The 20,463-nt window shown below is 35.7% G+C and carries 11 protein-coding genes; 5 read left to right on the forward strand and 6 right to left on the reverse strand.

The window, feature by feature from the left end:
• Positions 1 to 15 precede the first annotated feature (15 nt).
• Positions 16 to 471 (reverse strand): hypothetical protein, encoded by a 456-nt coding sequence (locus CG11_RS18495; RefSeq protein WP_052598322.1) that lies wholly within the window; start codon positions 469 to 471, stop codon positions 16 to 18.
• 658 nt (positions 472 to 1,129) lie between these two features.
• Here CG11_RS18495 and CG11_RS18500 point away from each other — a divergent pair.
• On the forward strand, positions 1,130 to 1,660 hold the full coding sequence (locus CG11_RS18500; RefSeq protein ID WP_052598323.1) for a hypothetical protein: 531 nt from the start codon (positions 1,130 to 1,132) through the stop codon (positions 1,658 to 1,660).
• Positions 1,661 to 1,770: 110 nt separating this feature from the next.
• On the opposite strand, the gene CG11_RS18505 is transcribed toward CG11_RS18500, so the two are convergent.
• The 4 genes from CG11_RS18505 to CG11_RS18520 all read right to left on the reverse strand — a co-directional run bounded on the left by CG11_RS18505 (position 1,771) and on the right by CG11_RS18520 (position 13,540).
• A complete protein-coding gene (locus CG11_RS18505; protein ID WP_052598324.1) occupies positions 1,771 to 8,949 on the reverse strand; it encodes a T9SS type A sorting domain-containing protein in 7,179 nt (2,392 codons plus the stop codon).
• 160 nt (positions 8,950 to 9,109) lie between these two features.
• Positions 9,110 to 10,435: a DEAD/DEAH box helicase gene (locus CG11_RS18510; protein WP_052598325.1), complete on the reverse strand. Its 1,326-nt coding sequence runs from the start codon at positions 10,433 to 10,435 to the stop codon at positions 9,110 to 9,112.
• Positions 10,436 to 10,471: 36 nt separating this feature from the next.
• Entirely contained in the window at positions 10,472 to 12,658 is a 2,187-nt protein-coding gene (locus CG11_RS18515) for a hypothetical protein (RefSeq protein ID WP_156039826.1), read from the reverse strand.
• Positions 12,659 to 12,742: 84 nt separating this feature from the next.
• Positions 12,743 to 13,540, reverse strand: coding sequence for a TraB/GumN family protein (locus CG11_RS18520; RefSeq protein WP_052598327.1), 798 nt, complete (start codon positions 13,538 to 13,540; stop codon positions 12,743 to 12,745).
• A gap of 850 nt (positions 13,541 to 14,390) precedes the next feature.
• Between CG11_RS18520 and CG11_RS18525 the strand changes: the two genes are divergently transcribed.
• From CG11_RS18525 to CG11_RS18540, 4 genes are all read left to right on the forward strand, one after another.
• Entirely contained in the window at positions 14,391 to 15,857 is a 1,467-nt protein-coding gene (locus CG11_RS18525) for an MBOAT family protein (RefSeq protein WP_052598328.1), read from the forward strand.
• A gap of 229 nt (positions 15,858 to 16,086) precedes the next feature.
• Positions 16,087 to 16,929: a hypothetical protein gene (locus CG11_RS18530; RefSeq protein WP_052598329.1), complete on the forward strand. Its 843-nt coding sequence runs from the start codon at positions 16,087 to 16,089 to the stop codon at positions 16,927 to 16,929.
• Between the two features lie 745 nt (positions 16,930 to 17,674).
• On the forward strand, positions 17,675 to 18,268 hold the full coding sequence (locus CG11_RS18535) for a TetR/AcrR family transcriptional regulator (protein WP_052598330.1): 594 nt from the start codon (positions 17,675 to 17,677) through the stop codon (positions 18,266 to 18,268).
• A gap of 495 nt (positions 18,269 to 18,763) precedes the next feature.
• Entirely contained in the window at positions 18,764 to 19,210 is a 447-nt protein-coding gene (locus tag CG11_RS18540; RefSeq protein WP_156039827.1) for a hypothetical protein, read from the forward strand.
• 19 nt (positions 19,211 to 19,229) lie between these two features.
• Here the strand turns inward: CG11_RS18540 and CG11_RS18545 are convergent, their stop codons facing one another.
• Entirely contained in the window at positions 19,230 to 20,282 is a 1,053-nt protein-coding gene (locus CG11_RS18545; protein WP_052598332.1) for an alkane 1-monooxygenase, read from the reverse strand.
• Between the last annotated feature and the right edge of the window lie 181 nt (positions 20,283 to 20,463).

Here is a 20,463-nt window from a genome sequence, read left to right on the forward strand (position 1 = left end):
GCAGTTTTAAAAAGACTACCACCCAGGACCAAGTTTTTCTTTGGGGGCAGGCGTTATTGTTTTTAAGTGATTTAGTTGCATAGGGTTTTCTCTAAGTTGAATTCTTTTATGCATGTCTAATAGTGTTGTAAGAAGAAATACTACTATTTCATTATTACTATTTTGAATACTTTTTTGTTTAGCCAATGCGTTCTGAGTAGCCTGCCAAAAATAACCTTGGTTTGTTGGAGTAAAAGACCTCAAATCAAAGTTGAACATAACAATTTCCCTATCTCTAATAAATCCACCAAAACCATTGGCTATGTCTCCTTCCTCTTCCTTAAAAACGAATTTCTCTAGATAAGCACAGAATTCTTCCGCACCATTAATGCTTTTTAGTTCAGCAGTGAATAACTGAAGGATAAATGCCATAGCCGACCATCTTCGAGCGAATGTTCTACCATCTTCTAATGTCCAAAATGCAGATGCCATATATAAGTTGATTTAAGTCATGAGTTAAAAAAAGAGATAAAGATGTTTGCATTGAGACAATTCAAAAATATGGCTATAAACATTGGGTAGATCTTAAATGAACTTCTATTACCCCTTATTTTAAAAACAGCACTTTCAGGAGTAAAATATATTTCCGAATAGCGCAAATTTTGTAGGTGTCAACTTGAGGTAATTTTTTTATGCAAGTTGATTTCTGCTACCAGTTGATTGCGTTTATAAAAACAAAAAAACATTTCCTGTCTCAAGCCCCAAATGACCATAACTATCTCCATGATAAATCCAAGTTACATAATCTTAGTCAAAAATAGTTAATTCTTTAAATACAATTAGGTGGTTAGGATTGGATTAATGGTCGTTTATCTCCTTTTCTAAATGGTGTGAAAGATTCTTATTTATAAATGCATTCAACGATTAATTAAGGAATTATTATATTTAAGTAATCGTTCAAAAAAATGACAAGTACCACGCAGTAGCAGCAGAGCTGAAACTGCCTACTTCTTCGATTAACAGAAAATAATCTCATTTTTTGTTATTATTTTCTCTGACTACTTATTTAATATCTATTATGCAGCTGTAATATTTCTCTATAAAAAGTATTTTAAAGAAATGAAGTTTTTATTTGTAAAACAGAATACTTATGCCTAGTCCGATACTTGATGACGATAAATCAAAGAAAATATTATTAAAAGAGTTTTTTAGTGAAGATACCATTGGATTTATTCAATTAGAAATAGCAATTATTGGTATCATGCATGTACTTGTAGGTTTTCATGATGTACATGAGTTTTATGAATATATTGAGAGAGGGGAGATGTCACGAGTAGCAACATTTTTTTTACTACAAACCCAATATATAGGAGGCTTCTTGCTTTCTGGTCTTTCTCTACTTTTAGGAGTGTTTATTGTAAGAACTTTTTTTGAAGGTCTAGATATAAAAGGAGAGTCGATTATTTGGGGCGTATTTATTATTTCTTCGGTAGTAATGGTCATTTGTTTAACCTTGATTTTATGGAACCATCTAAGTTACTTAATAACAATTAACATACATCCTCAATTTATTATTCTTGTGTGCTGGACATTACCTTATTCCTTAGGATTAATAATTTGGAGTATCATGTTTTGGGGGATTACCTTGCTCATAATGCCTAAAAAACATAATTTTTTATAGGTAGCCATTTTATTGTATTATGATAATGCCTATGCTATGTTAGAGCTTTCTTATGAAAAATAAAAAAGCCGTTACCCAATTTTTATTTAAGTAACGGCTTTTATTTTAAACTAGAATTTATTTTTAATCACTTTAGCTATGTGAACATAACCTGTCTTTTTGTGGTAAACTCTGACCATGTAAGTTCCTGGTGGATATTCATTCAAGTCAGTAGGAATGTTATTCGTTCCCAAAACAGCTTGATGTTCTTTTACCTCAATTAATTTACCCAAAACATCCATAACCTTTATTTCTAACATTTCTGCGTTTTCTGCTTCGTATTGATAGTACAGAACTCCATCAGTAGGGTTAGGATAGAAGTTATAAACCAGATTGCCTGTTTCGATGCTTAGCAATACAACATTAGAATAGGTAGATGTTCCGTCTAAATCGACTAGTTCTAAACGGTAGTAGTTGGGACCTTTGAATGGATGAATATCATCAAAAGAATAATGCGTAGTTTCGGTTGATTGACCTTGGGCTTTGACCTGACCAATTTTTTCAAAATTAAACCCATCTTTACTGCGCTCAATATTAAAGTAATCCGTGTTGTCCTCCGTTTCGGTTCCCCAAGTCAAGAAGTTAACTTTGTTGTTTGTTGTCCCGTCAAAGTAAAGCCAATCTACAGGAAGCAAATCTATAGGTATTAAAATCAAACCAATCGAACCACCTGAGAAACTATTAATATTTTGTAGCTCTCCATAATTGACTCCATTAATAGTCGTCCCCAAAGGTCCTGTTAGGTGTAAACTGTCGTAAACAGGCGCATCGTAATTTGCACCTTCATTTTTGAAAAAGTACGAACCTAAAGGATAAGGATATTTGTAAGTATATCCACAAGCAGGGTAGGTTGCCATCCAGTTAATAGCAGCTGTCTCAATGGCTACTCGTTCTGCGGGCTCATAGTAAAAACGTACATTATAAGGGGCATTAACAGCACCACCGCCCAAATCTACATTCCAGCTACGCTCCATCTCAAAACGTTCTTCTCCTGGTGTCCAGCCTGTTGCACACGACGTAGGGGCAAAAGGTCCTTCGGACTCTTGATAATAACTAGTGGAATCCCATATCGTTACAAGAGGGAAACCTGGCATTGCTCCTGTCGTAATATCTCCTTGTATAGAGAAAATAATATCGTCTCCAACAAAGAAATGATGCCACCCATTGTTATCCGTACAATAGGTATTGGTACTCGTACCATTCAAGGCATAAATATATTGTTTGACAGTTACAGTAATACTTGAATCCACAGTATTGCCACACAAACTTTCTCGACGTACATAGTACGTTGTAGTAGTATCCGTGACGATATTAATACTATTTCCTGTGCCAACAAAACTACCTGTTCCATTAGGTCCCGTATACCAGTTGGTAACTGCACCTGTACCTGCAATCCCACCCGTGGCAACCAAGTTAACGGTTGTATTAGGGCAGAAACTGCCTGTTAATGGTGTGATGATAGGTGGAGTAGAAACGATAGGAGTCGTTATTATAATGCTAGCACTATCGGTACACCCTCGTGCATCTGTCACTGTGACAGCATTAAATCCTGGACACAAGTTAGCGGGGATAGCATTGGTATTACCATTTGACCAAAGGTAAGTATAAGGACCATTGCCACCTGTAGTAATGGCTGTTGCGCTTCCTACACAAAGTAGAGAATCGCAGCCAGATTGAACAATGTTTGTCAAACTAATTGCTAATGGACTTGGTTCTGTTATTGTAACTTGTGTAGAATCAGAACAACCAGCATTATCAAAAACGGTAACAGAATAAGTCCCTGCACAGAGATTAGTAGCTGTAGCTGTTGTTTGGTTGCTAGCAGCAGCATCCCATAAATAAGTGTATCCTGTAGTTACCGTACCTCCAATTCCTATAACTGTTGCTTGACCGTCACAAGCTGCATTACAACTTACATTAGTTGGAGGTAAGGTTGCTGCGGTCATTAGCAAACCATCGTCAACAAAGACGCTTGCAGTATCTGTACAGCCATTGGATCCTGTGATTGTTACCGTATAGGTGCCTGATGCTAGTCCAACTATCGTAGAATCTGTGCCGCCATTAGACCACAAGAATGTAAATGGTGGGACGCCACCTCCAGTCACAACTGCTGATGCTGTTCCATCGTTTGTACCAGAGCAGGTTAGAGGAGTAGAGACTGGATCTAAGATTGGATTGACAGTCGTCGTAATCATCACTTCTCCTTGGTTGTTACCACCTGCATTACCAAATCCACCATCAATTTGGATGACATAAGGTGTGTTTGGAGCTAATCCAGTGTATGTAAAGTTCCAGTTGATGGGTTGGACATCACAAGCCGTAAACGATTGACAGTCCACTAACGCAGAAGGATTGTTGTCACAAGGGGTTGCATCTTGGAATAGTGAAATGTTAAACCCATCTGTTGGGTTGATTCCCAAAAGACAGCTACCATTAATTTGACCATTCATAATGTGTAACGTAACATCGCTACCATTACAATCGGATTCAAAGTAGTAATAAACAGAATTTTCAGGATTATCCCCTTCACTACATTCATCATAGCCAGGAGCACCACCAGAAATGTTTTCACCACCAGCACCTGAGGTATTCCAACAATAAGGAACATTAGGTAGCATAGGGACTAATAAAGCATCCAAACAGTTATCAAAACCACAGCCTTCAGAAATACAAATTTGATAATCTTCTCCATTATCGTCACCATCGTCATTGAATACTTGCAACCAAACCGTTGTGCCTGGAGCTGCTGCCACTTGGAAAGAAACATCGCTAGTCAGTCCTCCTTGGTCGCAGTCAATAGGCGTCAGACTACCACAAGTTCCTGTATAAGCAACTACGGTCAATTCAGAATAATCGCCAAAAGTTCCTCCAATCGCATCATCATTTCCTTCAATAACAGCATTACCAGAAGCTGGCATGGTAAATTGATACCAAGTTGCCCCACAGTTGCCACCACAACCTTGTGCATAAGCAGGATTGTAAGTAATGGTTGGATAACCATAATTGTTGGTTTGGAAGGTACCTGCTCCATTTAGACACGACTCAGATTGAACAGGCAACGCAATAGCATTGTTACAGCTATCATTGCTAGGTTGTGGATCGCCTGCAACTCCTGTTCCATAAGTTGGCATCATATCTATGATGTCGATATTGAAACTCCCTTCAATAACCAAGTTGGATCCATCGACTTGAATGAAGTATTGATTACCAGGAACAAGGCAGGTTGCTTCAATATTTTCTGTTACTAATGCCGTTGGCCAGTTGGAACTTTCAACCTCTGATAAGGTTCCTGTACAAGTATTATTAGAAGAAGCAAAAATGCGCACTTCTGGATCCATTCCTAAGATTAAATTGGTCGAAGTCACATTCATTTCTATTCGCCCAGATGGTGGGGCTGTGAATTGATACCAAACCGTATGTGTAGCATAGTTGCCAACTCCTGGCTCACCTACTTCTATATTAGCACAAATATTACTCTCATTGGTGCGAGTTTGCAAAGTACCTGTTGGTGTACCAAAGCTAAAGGCATCGCAAATGCCATTGTTGTATGGAGCATTGCTTGTACCTCCATCGTCATTGATTTGCAAGGTAAACCATCCATCTTCATCGCCAAGCAAACCACCAGAACCATCAACTTGTAGATAATAAATGCGACCGCCTTCTAAGCAATCTATAGACAATTCTTCGTCTTTATTTAGGATGTCATAATCGCTATCTACTTCTAAGAAATTTCCTGTACAAGTATTATCATCAGAATAGTAGAGAGCCAATTGTAAATCAATTTCATCTCCTACATTGTTAGGGTCATTGTATCCATTAATCGTAATGTTACCAGATGCTGGTGCGACAAAGGTAAACCAAGCCGTTTTTTCAATGCCAAAAGCTGACGGAGTTGGTTCTCCTGGTTCTGTATCCGAACAAAGGTTGGTATAATTGACATTATTGTTAATAGCGCCTCCATTCGGAACAGTTCCTAAGTTAACAGCATTACACAACATATTATAAGGAGGACGCAGCCCTTGACCATCATCTTGAATGTCAATTCTAAAATAACCCTCTTGATTTAAAAGAGAACCATCTACTTGTACGTAATAACGCTGCCCTGGATACAAACAAGTAACACTAACACTAGCATCAAAACTTGTTAGTGGATCGGCATCGCCATCTTCTAGTAAATTCATAGTACCTGTACAAAGCGTATTGCTAGATTCATAAACTGCTAATTGCAAATCAACAACATCCCCTAAACCTCCAGGATCTGCTGTAACGTTAACCGTCACTTCAGAAGTAGCATTTAGCCCAACGTGATTGGGAGCAACAAAGGAGAACCAAACGGTTTGTTCAATCGCAAAAGGATTGGGTTCACCCGCTTCGATGTCGGAGCAGAAATTGGAATAATCTACCCCATTATTGATCGCCCCTCCAACAGGAACAGTTCCTAGGTCAATGTAATCACAGATTAAGTCGTTTGTTGGAATTGGGACTGGAGTTGCAGGGGTTAAATTTAAATCAAAGTACCCTTGAACATTTAAAACAGAACCATCTACCATCAAGAAATACGTTTTGTTTTCTTCTAAACAGCGGACGTTCATAAATTCATTGAACAAGTCTAAAACAGAGTATTCGCTAGTCATTTCAGTCAATGTTCCTGTACAACTATTGTTAGATGATTCAAAGACTGCTAGCTGTAGGTCTACCGCATCGGTTCCAAAAGGCCAAGGCAAGTCTGAGGTTGCTTGGATATCTAATGCAAAAGGTCCTCCTGTAGTTGGGGTTGTAAATGTATACCAAACGGTATTGTCGGTGCCAAATGCAGTTGGATTAGGATCGCCCAAATCGTCTGCGCACAAATTGTGTTGGTTGGCAATACTGACAGGTCCTGCCCATGGGTTACCTAGTGGAATGGCACCACAAATCGTATCATTAGGAGAAACAGGAATAGGGGGAATTTCGGTAATGGTAATGTCGAAATAACCTTCATGACCTTCTAGAAGAACAGGCGGTTCGCCATCAATTTGGACATAATAGGTATCGCCAGGAACCAAGCACCATAAGTCCATATCAACATCGTAGGTTAAATCGCTGCCACTTATTTCTTCAATCCAAGGTCCAGTACAGCTTGGAGATCGGTAAACAGCAATTTGCAAATTGATGGCATCAACGCCCCCAATTACAGGGTCGCTATTTAAATCAAAATTAACAGCTCCTGTCGATGGTGCGACAAAGGTGTACCAAACAGTTTGATCTGCTGTAAAGTTAGACGGCTGTGGTTCTCCAACGGCATCCGCACAGAAGTTATTTTGAGAACCATGCAAAGGAGTAGGCGAAGTACCAACAGAACCTCCTGTTGGGTCTCCTAGTGCAATCGCATTACAAGGTTCATCGTTGGCGGCAGGCGGATCTTGAGGGTCTCCATAGACCTCTATATCAAAAACACCTTCTTGTAAGTCAGGGTCAATTAAAGAGCCTTCACCATCGACCATTATCCAATATTCACGCCCAGGAATCAAACAATCAACCCACATGTCTTCGTCCCATACTACACCAATTCCATCGTGTTCTGATTTTATTTCAGTAGGAGTTCCTGTACAAACAGCACCTGTCAAATCATAAACGACAACTTGTAAGTCAATTCTATCAGGGCTTAGTAAACCATAGTCGTTTAATCGAATTTCCACTTTTCCTGAAGGGGGAGCAATAAAGGTATACCAAATCCCTTGGTCATTTCCCCAGTTGGCAGGAATGGGTTCGAATAAATTATTGGCACAATAGTTATATTGACCTGTTAAACCAACGGTTCCTCCTGGCGCTGGTTGTCCTAGTGGAATGGCATCACAAATCAAATCATTGGGGGCAGGGAATTGACCACCATCAGTAATGGTTAAATCAAAAATACCATCAACATTCAAGGGCGAGCCATCGACCATTACCCAATAGTTTTCTCCTGGCGTCAAACAACGAACATCCATTTCTTCACCAAATAACCCTGGAGTATAATCACTGTAAATATGATTGAGTGTGCCAGTACAGGTTCCGTTACTAGTACCGTAAACAGCCAACTGCAAATCTACCGCATCGGTTCCTATAGGAAATGGAAGGTCGCTATCTGCATTGATGTAAACGTGACCAGATGGTGGCGCTTGAAACATAAACCAAACTGTTTTGTCGGAGCCCCATGCCCCTGGATTGGGATCGTTGGTATTCGTAGCACAGACATTAGAGCGACTTAGATTTGGGGTGGCAACAGAGCCACCACTAGGAACAGTTCCTAGGTTTTCTGCATCACAGATTTCGTCTCCTGCTTGTTGAATTCCATTGTCATTGATTTGCAGACCAAAAAAACCTTCTATTCCATTATTAGTAAGTAGTGTAAAAGCTTCCCCATCGACTAAAAGAAAATATGTAGTATTAGGTTGTAAGCAATTGATAGACATGTCTTCATCCCAGACAACCCCTGCTCCTTGATAATCTTCGGCTACTAAGCTAAGTGTACCACTACAAGTTCCGTTACTAGATTCGTATAAGGCTAACTGTAAGTCTATGCCATCCCCACGATTTTGTGGATCGCTGTTCGCATCGAAGTCGATAACAGCTGCGGGCATTGGACCTGTTGTAAAACGAAACCAAACTCCTTGATCGTTATTACCTCCCCAAGGGTTAGGATCCCCAGCATTGCCTGCACAAAAATTACCATAGTTACTGAGGTTACTATTACCAACAGAACTATTAGAATTTAAGGTGCCTAAATTGATGGCATTACAAACTTGATCATAACCCGAACCAGGAGGGTAGGAGCCTGTTGCAGTAATGGTGAAGTTGACATTAGCGGTACTAGAACCGCCTACATTCAAATTATAAGTAATGGAATTGCCAGGAGTAGGCGTTGCAAAATTTTGGCAACGTTGTTCCAAGCAACTTTGACTAACGACACAAGCAGTACCATCGTCTTCAAATGCTCTAAGGCAAACTTGTAGACTATTGGGATAACTGCTAGGGCAATTAAAGGTCTCGTTGTACTGTGTATTTGGAGGATTTGTAAAACAAATGCCTGCTCTAGGGTAGGTTGTATAGCCTTGTCCTGCTACCTCTACTCTCCAATGAGGTTCTGGAGCACCACCAAAAAAACCATCGGTACAAGTGGTGGTTGAGTTTCCGCTGTTGATTCGAACCGTAAGAGTTACTTGGGCAGATAAATTAGTACTAATTAAAAAAAGAAATGCAAAAAAAAAGTGTAGACATCTTAATTTCATATATCTAAAATTTAGTATTGCCAGTGGGGAGGACAATAGGACATTAGCAATAAATGGGGGGTGAATCATTATTAAAGATAGAAAAAAAAGTAGATAAAGATTAAAAAAAGAATAAGGTTTGTGTTTTCATGCTTTTGATAATCTGTTAAATAGCTTGATTTTATCGAGCTAATTCTATTAATACTTTTTTCTTTTTAATGCGTTGTTTATGAACGTTTTTAATGACTTGTTTAACCTTACTTTCGTGTACAGCAGCATAAGCTAAGTGTTCTTTTACAACAACCAATCCTAAGTCTTCTTTTTGAAGTCCTCCTTTTTTGAATAAAGTGCCAACAATGTCGAACTTATTAATTTTGTCTTTTTTTCCAGCACTAATATAGAGTGTTTTCCAAGTTGGTTTCTGCAAAGGAAGAACCTTTTCTGGCAGTTCAATATATTCTATTGTTTCATCAATATAGGTTCTCCATGGCTTGTCCTGTTCCAAAATAAGATAAGCTGTTCCTGTTGCTTTCATCCGTGCTGTTCGACCATTTCTATGGATGAATTCTGCCTCGGTATGCGGTAGTTGATAATGAATAATGTGTTGAATGGTTGGAATGTCTAAGCCCCTTGCTGCTAAATCTGTCGTAACAAGGATGTTGTGACTTCCATTTCTAAATTTGATTAGGGCTAATTCTCTGTCTTTTTGCTCCAAGCTACCATGAAATACATCGTGAATTATCCCCGCTCTAGAGAGCATCTGATGTACTCGTTCAACGGTTGTTTTTTGATTGCAAAAGATAAGCGTTGCTTCCGAGCCAACATAGTTGACCAACTTCAAAAAATCGTTTTCTCGATGCGCACTAGTAGTTACCAAAGCTTTGGTGCTTAGAGCTTCAGCGTTTTTGTCAGCAAGAAAATTTAAGGTAGTATAGTCGTTTAGACCAACAAATTCAGGTACTTCTACAGCTGTAGTCGCAGATGTCAGATGTCGGCGTTGCAAATTAGACAAATGTTCGATAATAAAAGACATTTCCTTGGAAAAGCCTAATTCTAATGATTTATCAAATTCATCTAGAACAAGATGTTCAATATTTTGAGTAGAAAAGCTTTCTCGCCGCAAATGATCTGCAATCCGACCAGGTGTTCCAACCAAAAGGGTTGGAGGAACTTGAAGGCTATTTAGTTCGGTTTGAATAGAGTGACCACCATAACAGCAGCTAACTTTGTATCCTGTCTGCATGTCCTTAAAAACTTGCGTAATTTGAAGCGCAAGCTCTCTTGAAGGCGTTAATATTAAAGCTTGAACCCCAAGCTCAGGTGCGTCGTTAAGTTGTTGTAAGAGTGCTACTAAAAAAGCAAGCGTTTTCCCAGATCCAGTAGGCGAGAGCAAGACAATGTTCGGAGCCTGTTGAGCTGTACGTTCCATTGCCTGTTGCATTTCGTTCAAAGCATCAATTTGCAACCGCTCAAGAATGTGTTTTGTTGTAATTTTGTTCGATTTCATAGCACAAAGATATATAAATATTGAACAAGTCAATAGCTAATTTTGGTCAATCATCTTAAAGGTAGCTTTTTTTACGGCAGACTGATTTTTGAGTTGTAATAAATTCTTTTCTGCTCGCATGGTGGCAATAGAAGTTGAAAAACGCAGTGCCTGTTGATTGGTTTGTGTAGGAGATTTGATGGTAATAATAATTTCGTCATTTAAAGCAGCAGAAAAGTGGATGGCGTTGGGGATAGAAGGCTTGTATTTTGAACCTACTGTATCTTGCAAAATTACCTCATAACCTAAGTTGGGGTATGTGCTGTTAGGGTTTTTGTTATTTCTAACTTGAATAGCGTAAACAACCTGTTGCCATTCTTTACTATATAGTTCTTGTAAGTAAAATCCAATGGTTTCTACCTTTGTTTGTGAATAATTGTAAGACTCTGTCCTAGACTCGGATAGTGTGAAATTAGCTCCTTGTGCTTGTAGGGTAACGCTGTAGTGGGCACCTTCTTGCATGATTCGATAGGGAATAAAAACTCGAATATCTTTTTGATTGTGAATCGGAAATTGAAGGCTTTGTTCGGCATTTTCGTTGATAAAAAATCCTTCTTGGATTGGTTTTCCATTTTCTAGAATTTGAATTTGGAAAATACCTTTACTATGGTAATAATCAGGAATATTGGTTTTAAACTGAAATAGTTGTCCAGAAATACCTGTAAATAGAATTTCTTTATGGCTAGTTGCTTCGATTCTAATATCGTTCAAACTATTAGGTCGAGCGTAATTTTTAGTGTCAAATGTTGCTAGTTTAATGGAAGGAACATCAATAGCTTCTATACTTAAGCGAGGTGCTAATTGTATGGTTGATGGGGCGACAAAATAAGGAAGAAAGATGAAAATAGTCTGTTGATTAAGAGAAGGTATTTTGGGTTCAACTCCTTTGTATACTTTATTAGGATGGATGGCATTCCAGTAGAATAATTCCGCAATTGTCTTATCAGGTAATGTCGGGAAAGACAGTTTTAGCTGAGCTTGACTAGGAATTTCTGGAATATTAAAATCTATTTGATATAAGATGCCTGAAATGCCTTGGTGCTGGTAACCAACACTTTGTTGTACTTGAAGGGCTTCAATCGTTTTAGCAATGTTTAAACTATCAGATATATGTTGTTGAATTAAAAAATCATTGCCTGTTAGTTTTAATTGAATAGCTTGAGACCCTTGTAAATTATAATAAGCAATGAAATAACTATACTTGCCAATAATCCGATTGCCTTGCACCGTTCGTTGTCCTGTTATTTCTAGTATATTCTCTAATCGAGCTTGCTTTTTATCCGTAATGTGTATCCGAATGTGTTTGCGTTTGTAAGATAAAGGGAGGCTGTATTGAAAATCAACTTGGATGCCCTTGATGCCTTTATAGTTCATGTTTTCAATTACGTGGAAGTTGGTAGAAGCAGGTTTTCGTTCGATTTTTTTTACTTCGAAATTAGCTGATTTAATTTGGTTGGTATGGACATTTTGATAATCCTTGTAAAAATCTGAATTGCCATGCTCTATTTGAAAACATCCTAAATACTGATAAGCAGTTGGATCGGCATTGTAAATGCAGACTGAAAGGCTATCGTAATTGCTAATTGCTGTGCTGAATGTTTGAGATTTAGTTTTAAGTGAGTTTTTGTTTTTGACGCCATGCAAGGTAAGGTCTGAACTAATATTTACCAACCATTTAGGATCTGGTACACTGTAACCTAAACTAATAGGGTTGGCATTTGTATCTGGAAAAATAGCAGCTGCTTTTAGGTCTAGAAATAGATCATAAATTTTGACTTGTGTTAAGCGGTATGCACGGTTGTAAATGGGGAGTCCTTGTCCTTTTATCCAAATCGTTAAACTAACATCATGCAAACCCTCTTCTATATCTATTTCACGGTATGGAATATAAATGTGAAGTAGGGTGTCTAAATTGAAACTATCCATACCTAAGCTGTCAATCCAATACGCCAAACTATCGCTGCATTGATAAGAAAAATCAATACTTTTAGCAGCAATCATTTGCCCATTGTTCTTGATCTCTACAGAAAATTGTTGAGTAGGGATGCTAAGTACGTAGGGTGTGCACTTAAATTGAATATCAATCCCTTGAGTAGTGCCGTGTTGTCCTTGGATATTGGTGTTAGGAATAACTCTAAACTGGCTTAATTGATAGTTAGATTGAGCTTGTACAATACTTGTCAAACACGTAAGGTATAAAATGTAGAGAAAACAATGCATTATTGGTTAGTTGTTATCAAAGAACTGCTGTCATTACTCAACTGCAAATTAGTAATAAACAGGTTTAACAGTATATCCTTTCTTTTTTAATAATCTCAAAACTCCTTTTTTTCCTCCCAAATGCCCTGCTCCAATGGCGGCAAAAAGACTTTGTTCTTTTGCAAACTGTTCAAATCTATCTGCCATGAGGATGTTGCGATCATAAAGCAATACTTGCCGCATGCCACCAATTGATTTTTTTGCCTTTTTTAGCAACTTTTGCAAATCACCTTGTATATACAACTCCGATGTTTTTTTTATCTCTCTTCTAAAAGAAACAAAATGCGTTGCCATCTTTTTTAGGGAGCGACATTGTTCCTTGATATCAACTTTAGAAAATACACTCATTTGTTCTTGAAATGTCTCTAAACCCATCAATTCTTTATCCGCTTTTTCCGCAATATTGTAAAGGGCGCTATCTAATGCAACCGCATTGTCTTTTTGAAATTGAGATTCAGAGATCAAATTAAAAATCAAAATAGGAGAACTGTATTTTAGGTGCTCTAATTGATGACCTGTTTCTTTCTGCAATAGTCGTTCTAGTTTTTTATAGATTCTAGGATTTAAATAATCTTCTAAAGATACACCTTCAGGAAGTGTCGTAGCCTCTTGGAGTTGTTGAGGGTTGGCATCTTTTAAGTCAAACTCAGCTGCAAAAGCCGCACAGTTTTGAATGCATTGTTCCAAAAAATCAATATTTCTAAAAGCACGGTTATCTCTTACATGCATGGTGCCAAAGAGATAAGATGGTGTGGCTAAGCTTTGACCGCTAATTTCCCAAAGAAGGCTGTGTTTTTTTTTTGTCATTCTAATTATTATCTGGTATAATATTGCACCGTTTTGTGTTGACCTATATTAAAATATACTATCAAAATGGTTGCCAAAATGAATTAGGTAGTATGTAAAATTAGTCATTAGTTATGAGCTACTAGGAGGTTTGAACAAACGATTGATAATCTTAATAGCTCATCTGTTATTTTGTAAATCGTATAAGATTAAAGCATGAATAAATTGTTTATTGAGCAACAAGGTAAGGAAAATTTTAAACTGATTATATTGAGAGTATGTAGGAAAGTAAGAATAGAAAAAAATTGTGAGAACAAAATATATAATAGCCTTGGTACTTGTAAGGAAATATGTTTGGCAAACAATAAAAAGTAATTTTTTGTTGTCTATTTTTTGTTGTTTCTGTACCTTGCAGTTCCAAACAATGGATGTGTATGAATCTGTTTTGTTAGTAGTTTTTTTTCAAAAAAACTTTATATGATTGATAATCATTAGTAAAAGAATGAAATTCCAATACGTAATTATTCAAAGAAATAACAAGGTACATTGAATTAAGTTCTAGTAGTTAGCTACACGGTTACTATGTGGTCACTGTGTTTATTGATTAATACAAATCAAATCACATTTTTTGTTATTATTTTTTTTTGACCACTTATTGGTGTCAATAGTTAGCAAGTTATGGTTTTAATGTGTTTTGTGTTAAGGTTTTGATTATCAACTGCGCAGCACTCACGAAGTACCACGTAGTAGCAGCGAAGCTAAACCAATATGAATATGCTTTTTATCTTTTTGGTAAAAAAAACTAAGCTTGCGCCCTCATGAGCGTAGTGAACTAAGCAACGAACTACTACAGTTACTAAATAAAATAAAGATGCTTTTTAACTCAATTGATTTTGCAATATTTTTGCCAATTGTATTTATACTTTATTGGTATGTATTTTACAAAAAACTTGAATGGCAAAATTTGCTAATAGTTGTAGTTAGTTATATTTTCTATGGTTGGTGGGACTGGCGTTTTTTATTATTAATATTTTTTAGCACAGTTGTAGATTTCTTAATTGGGCGACAATTAAAAATAGAAAGTAGTAACACTAAAAAAAGAAAAACTTTACTTTGGGGAAGTATTATTGTCAATCTTGGTTTTTTAGGTTTCTTTAAGTATTATAATTTTTTCCTTGAAAATTTTATAACGGCATTTTCTTTTTGGGGAACAACATTAAATATTGAGAGATTAAATATTATTTTGCCTGTAGGAATAAGCTTTTATACTTTTCAAACTTTAAGTTATACAATTGATGTATATAAGCGAAAACTTAAACCAACAGAAGATTTTGTTGCTTTTGCTGCGTTTGTTAGTTTTTTTCCTCAACTAGTAGCAGGCCCAATTGAACGAGCGACTCATTTATTGCCCCAATTTAGTTCTAAGCGAGTATTTAATTATCCGAAAGCCGTTGATGGTTTGCGCCAAGTGCTTTGGGGATTGTTTAAGAAAGTAGTTATTGCAGATAATTGTGCAGAATTTGCTAATTTAATTTTTAATAATTCAGCTGATTATTCAGGAAGTACTCTAGTTTTAGGAGCAATTTTGTTTACGTTTCAAATTTATGGTGATTTTTCTGGTTATTCAGATATTGCAATAGGAATAGCTCGCTTATTCGGTTTTGATTTAATGAGAAATTTTGCTTTTCCATACTTTTCTAGAGATATAGCAGAATTTTGGCGGCGTTGGCACATTTCTTTGTCTACATGGTTTCGGGATTATCTTTATATTCCTTTAGGAGGCAGTCACGGAGGGAGAGGCCTGAGAATTAGGAATACATTTATTATTTTTTTAGTGAGCGGATTTTGGCATGGTGCTAATTGGACTTTTATTGCTTGGGGGGCATTGAATGCTTTTTATTTTTTACCTCTATTACTTTTGAATAATAATAGAAAGAATCTTGATACAGTCGCTTCTGGAAGGGTATTTCCCAATGTACAAGAAATATTTTCTATGTCTTTTACTTTTAGTTTGACTGTTTTTGCTTGGATTTTTTTTAGAGCAGAAAGTATTAGTCATGCGTGTAGTTATATAAATGCTATGTTGTGGGGACTAACACAGAAGTCAAGCTATGTTGAAAGTATAAATTTACTTTATTGGAAGATAGGTATGAGTTTACCTATTTTACTTTTAGTATTTTTATTAATAGAGTGGCAAGGTAGAGAAAAACAGTTTGCGTTACAAAATTTAGGTTTGGAGTGGAAAAGGCCATTACGCTATTTAATGTATTATATAATTATATTTTTAATAATTTGGTTTGGAGGTAAAGAGCAGCAATTTATTTATTTTCAATTTTAATAGATACTTTGTCTGAAGTATCTATTCATTTTATGAACTACAGTAATATTAAACTAAGAGGGGGCTAAAAAAATCTTTATGAAATACATAAAATACTATTCATCTAGAAAACAATTTCGTTCAAACATTTTTATAGGAAAACCCTTCATTAAGCTATGTGTTTATGAGGATTACACTTTGCAAAAAACGATAGAACTGGGAGGTTTGGGCGAACTATAAATAAAGTGAAATGAAAGAATTTAATAAGAAGTTTCTTGTTTTTTTGGGAGGACTGTTGCCATTATTTTTATGGCCATTTTTATTGCCAAGTAACAACTTGATTTATACTAGGGCAAAACAGGAAATAAATAATATATTTATAGGAGATTCTCATGTTCAACTCTCAATAAATGATAACATACTAAGCAATACTGCCAATTTTGCAATTAACTCAGAGTCTACTTATTTTTCATACTATAAGCTTAAAAAAATACTCAGTGAAAACTCCAATATCAAAAAGATTTATTTAGGTTTTAGCTATCATAATATTTCATCTTATTATGATGAATTTATTTATGGTAAGAGAGCGCAAGATATACTACCTAGATATTTTGATCTATTGCCCTTTAGAGAAAAACTAAGATGTATGCCTTTAAAAGTGAGTGTTTTTTATAGGAATTATATAAATGTAAAAAAAAATGGGATTAATCATGGATATGATAATAAGTTTATAAGTACTTCTGCTATAAAAAAACACATGATAAAAAGAGTTAATACACAGTTTTTTACTGATTCTGGAGATGTACTTTCTTTTTCGGAAATAAATATTCAGTACTTGAAGAAGATAAAAGATTTGGTTAGAACTGAAGACATTGAATTGATAATATTAAAGGTTCCCGTTCATCCTTATTACAGTAAGTTAATTCCTAATGAATATATCGAAAAATTCAATAATTTAATGCTGGAACATCAGTTAGTTACTCTAGACTTTAATAGTATAGTTTTAGACGATAGTTGCTTTATACCAGATGGAGATCATGTTTCCTTAAAAGGAGCTGATATTTTATCTTCTTACTTAAAAAATAAAGAATAAAGTTACAATGCAGCTATAAAACCGTACGGATTTTACTTTTTAAGAATAAAACAGAGTCTACCCTGAAAAAGAGCTTATGCCTTACTCTGAGGGGGTATATTGGAGCTTGAAAAATCGGGATGGCTTGAACTCTAGTAGTATAAAAGAATAAGCCTATGAAGAATACGCCCGTATTTGTCAGTTATGACGAAGGAACAATCATTCGACAAATACAGTATTCGAGTATGAACGCAGTGAACTAGGGGCGCTTGTGCTGGTAACACAAAGGTTAAACATAAAGCTATCTAAGCATACCATGAAGTAGCAGCGTAGCTAAATTAAGCTCTTGATTACCTTCGGATTTTATATAATGAAACTACATTAAAAGAAGAATAGAAAAGTTATCATTTAAAATGAGAGATACACTGAATCATTGTGTAGCTTTGTATTCTATCAGAATAGAATCTTGCTATTTTTAAACAATTATTCTTATCATACGTTTCTATTTCAAATGCCCTTCAACAAAGGGATAGAAAATCTAATAAGCGTTTTTTTTGTGAATTTTGTTGAGTTAAAAGGCGAAAATTAACAAAATTATTTGAATATTTGTTGAATGTTTGTCATAGTAGTTGATTCTCTAACTTTTTAGTATATTGATATTCTTTTTTTGAGTAACTTTTGGAGCCTAGAAGAAGAAGCATTAGTGGCTACAAATATCTTTAGAGAACAAATTATTTTAAATTAATAACGAAAGAGAAAATAGGCAATGGGAAGAAAAAGCAAAGCAGATGTACGCAAGAAAGAAATATTAGAGCATTTCTACATTATATTAAAAGATGAAGGGTTTGAAAATGCATCCATTGCAAAAATTGCCAATTTGATGGATGTAAACCCTAGTTTGTTGATTCACTATTTCAAAACTAAAGATGAAATGGTCGTGGCATTCGTGAAATTTTTGCTAGGACGTTACGAAGAAACATTTAAAGAAAAAATGTTTAATTCAGAAGATCCCCAAGAGCGATTTAGCAATACTTTGGATATCATGTTCAGCGAAGATTGGTTGAATTTTTCTGATCAAACAGTTTTTTATGCTTGTTATTATTTGTCTTCTCGAAACATTCGTATTAAAGAACTCTTTCAAGAAATGTACAATAAGTTTAAGCAATTGTTGATTCCCGAAGCTGTTTCTTGGATCGAAGCAGGTATTGTTAAAGATATAGAGCCTGAAAATGTTGCGGATTATCTCATTATTGTCAACGAAGGCTTAACGTATTTTGATAAATTAATGAGCGATCCCGAAGGTTTCAAACGTCGAGCTAAATTCTTAAAAGAAACCGTAATCAAAACCTTAACAACATAGTTTATCCTACCTCACTCGAAAAACAAACCTTACCTAAAGCATAAAATAAATTGCTTTAGAGGTTTTTTTTATGTTAAATGCTATCCTTAAGTGGCAATTTAGTATTTAATGGTTTACTTTTATGAGTAGTAGTCTGTTGAAATTATTGTTTTATATGTATATGGATGAACTTTTAACAACTTCAAACTACTTTTAAAAGTACCTCTATAGATAGATTTTCAGTTTGTCTTGCATTGTTTGACAAATTCCCCCATTTTAAGTTTCCTTATTTTAATTGTACTTGTTTGTGATAACAAGTCGTATAAATACAAGATTATAATCTAGGAATTTTTAAATAAATATGTTCTTTGAGAATTGTAGTGCACACAATAACTTGTGCGGTAGTAGTTCATTTTTAATGATAAATAGTTTGTTGAAACTACATTGTTAACTACTAAAACACTGCATCCTATTGATTCTACGACTTGTCAAAGAACCAATAAACATAAATCTATTATGAGAACATTCTTACAATTATGTATGTCCCTTGCTATAACTGTAAGCTGTTTGATGTCCACTAATTTACAGGCGCAAATTATGGCTGATACAAAACTAATGACCTTGCCTGAAGGAACCAAAATGGCAATGAAAGAATCTTTTGGAATTCCTGTTGGCGCCAAATCAGTTTTGCTAGACAATGGAAAAGGTAAAATTTGTAGTTGTCAATTCTTTACGGCAACTGCTAAAGATGAAATTCAGTTATACGATTCTAAGCACTTATTCTCTTTGAGAAAAGTTACTATCAAAGGCTTGTTTGATGGCTCCCAAATGCATGTGGCTCGAATTTATTTTGAAAATACTTCCGACTATTTCAAACTAAAATGTTACACACGAGATATCTTAGTAAAACACGTTTCTGATTACCTGACAATTGGTGCTCCTATGACTATTAGGGAAAACTAAATGAAAATAAGGAAGAATATTAAGCCACCAAACGTTGGTTAAATGCTTCTACTTTTGGGTTCATTAGATAAAACCATAAAGGAGGAATAAGAGCAATCAACATAGAAGTTGGATAGCCCCAAGGTAGTAAAGGGGCTTTCTCGAAGTGGCGCAACACTTGATATTTTCTAGTTGATTTATAATGATGGTCGGAATGTCTTGTTAATTCATACAATAGAATTCTTCCAATATCATGATTGCAATTCCATGAGTGCCAAGGTTGAACAGGCTCGTATCGCCCTGACTCTAATTGACGGCGTTGCAAGCCATAATGTTCAATATAATTGACTGTTTCTAACATTAAAAATCCTAGTATGGCTGTAAGAATAGCAAAAGGCAACAAAGACCATCCAAAGAGAAAGACAACCAATGCCAAATAACCCAATTGAATGCACTGAAATTGAATCATTTGATTGTGTATACTGACAACAGGTTTTTCTTGTTGTTTCAAACGCCTCGCTTCTAAACTCCATGCAGAAATATAGCTAAAAATGACTGACCTAAAGTAAAAGGCATAGATGGTTTCATTGAATCTCGAACTAGCAGGATCATTGGGCGTAGCGATATTGACGTGATGACCATGGTTGTGTTCAATGGCAAAATGCATATACAGATTAGGGATTAGTAATATCTTAGATAGAAACTTAGGCAGGGCTTCTGTGCGATGTCCTAATTCATGGGCTACATTGATGCCAACGCCTCCTAAATAAATTCCTACAGTTAGAGTCAAACCAATGACTTCATAAGTTTGCAAAGCAGTATTGGCTAAGGTATAGAAATACCAATAAGCAATACCAATAAGCATGGGAACATTTAAATAGAGCAGAATATTAAAAAATACTTTGCTGGCTTGGGTTTGTTCTTCTTCTTTATCCAAATTATTGGTATTGCCAGGGAAAAACGCTTCCAGAATAGGAATGGCGATGAAAGCAACTGTAACTCCATTAAAAGACCAAATACCTCTGTAGTACAAGGCATGTGCGACAATTGCAGGAATAATATAGGCTAGCAAGTATTTTAAATCTCTCCACATAATAATTAAAGTTGATTGTTGATGAAAAGAAGGTAGCGATTGCGTTTTGATAATGCAATATCAAATTTAAAAGAGTTACTTGGAACTTATGATTACCAATTAAGTCTAAGCATGCTCTCCTACAAAATACAAAACTGAATTAAAATTTACAAATAAAGTATTGAGGATTATTACTTTGAAC

This window comes from Aureispira sp. CCB-QB1 (assembly GCF_000724545.1).
GTDB lineage: Bacteria > Bacteroidota > Bacteroidia > Chitinophagales > Saprospiraceae > Aureispira.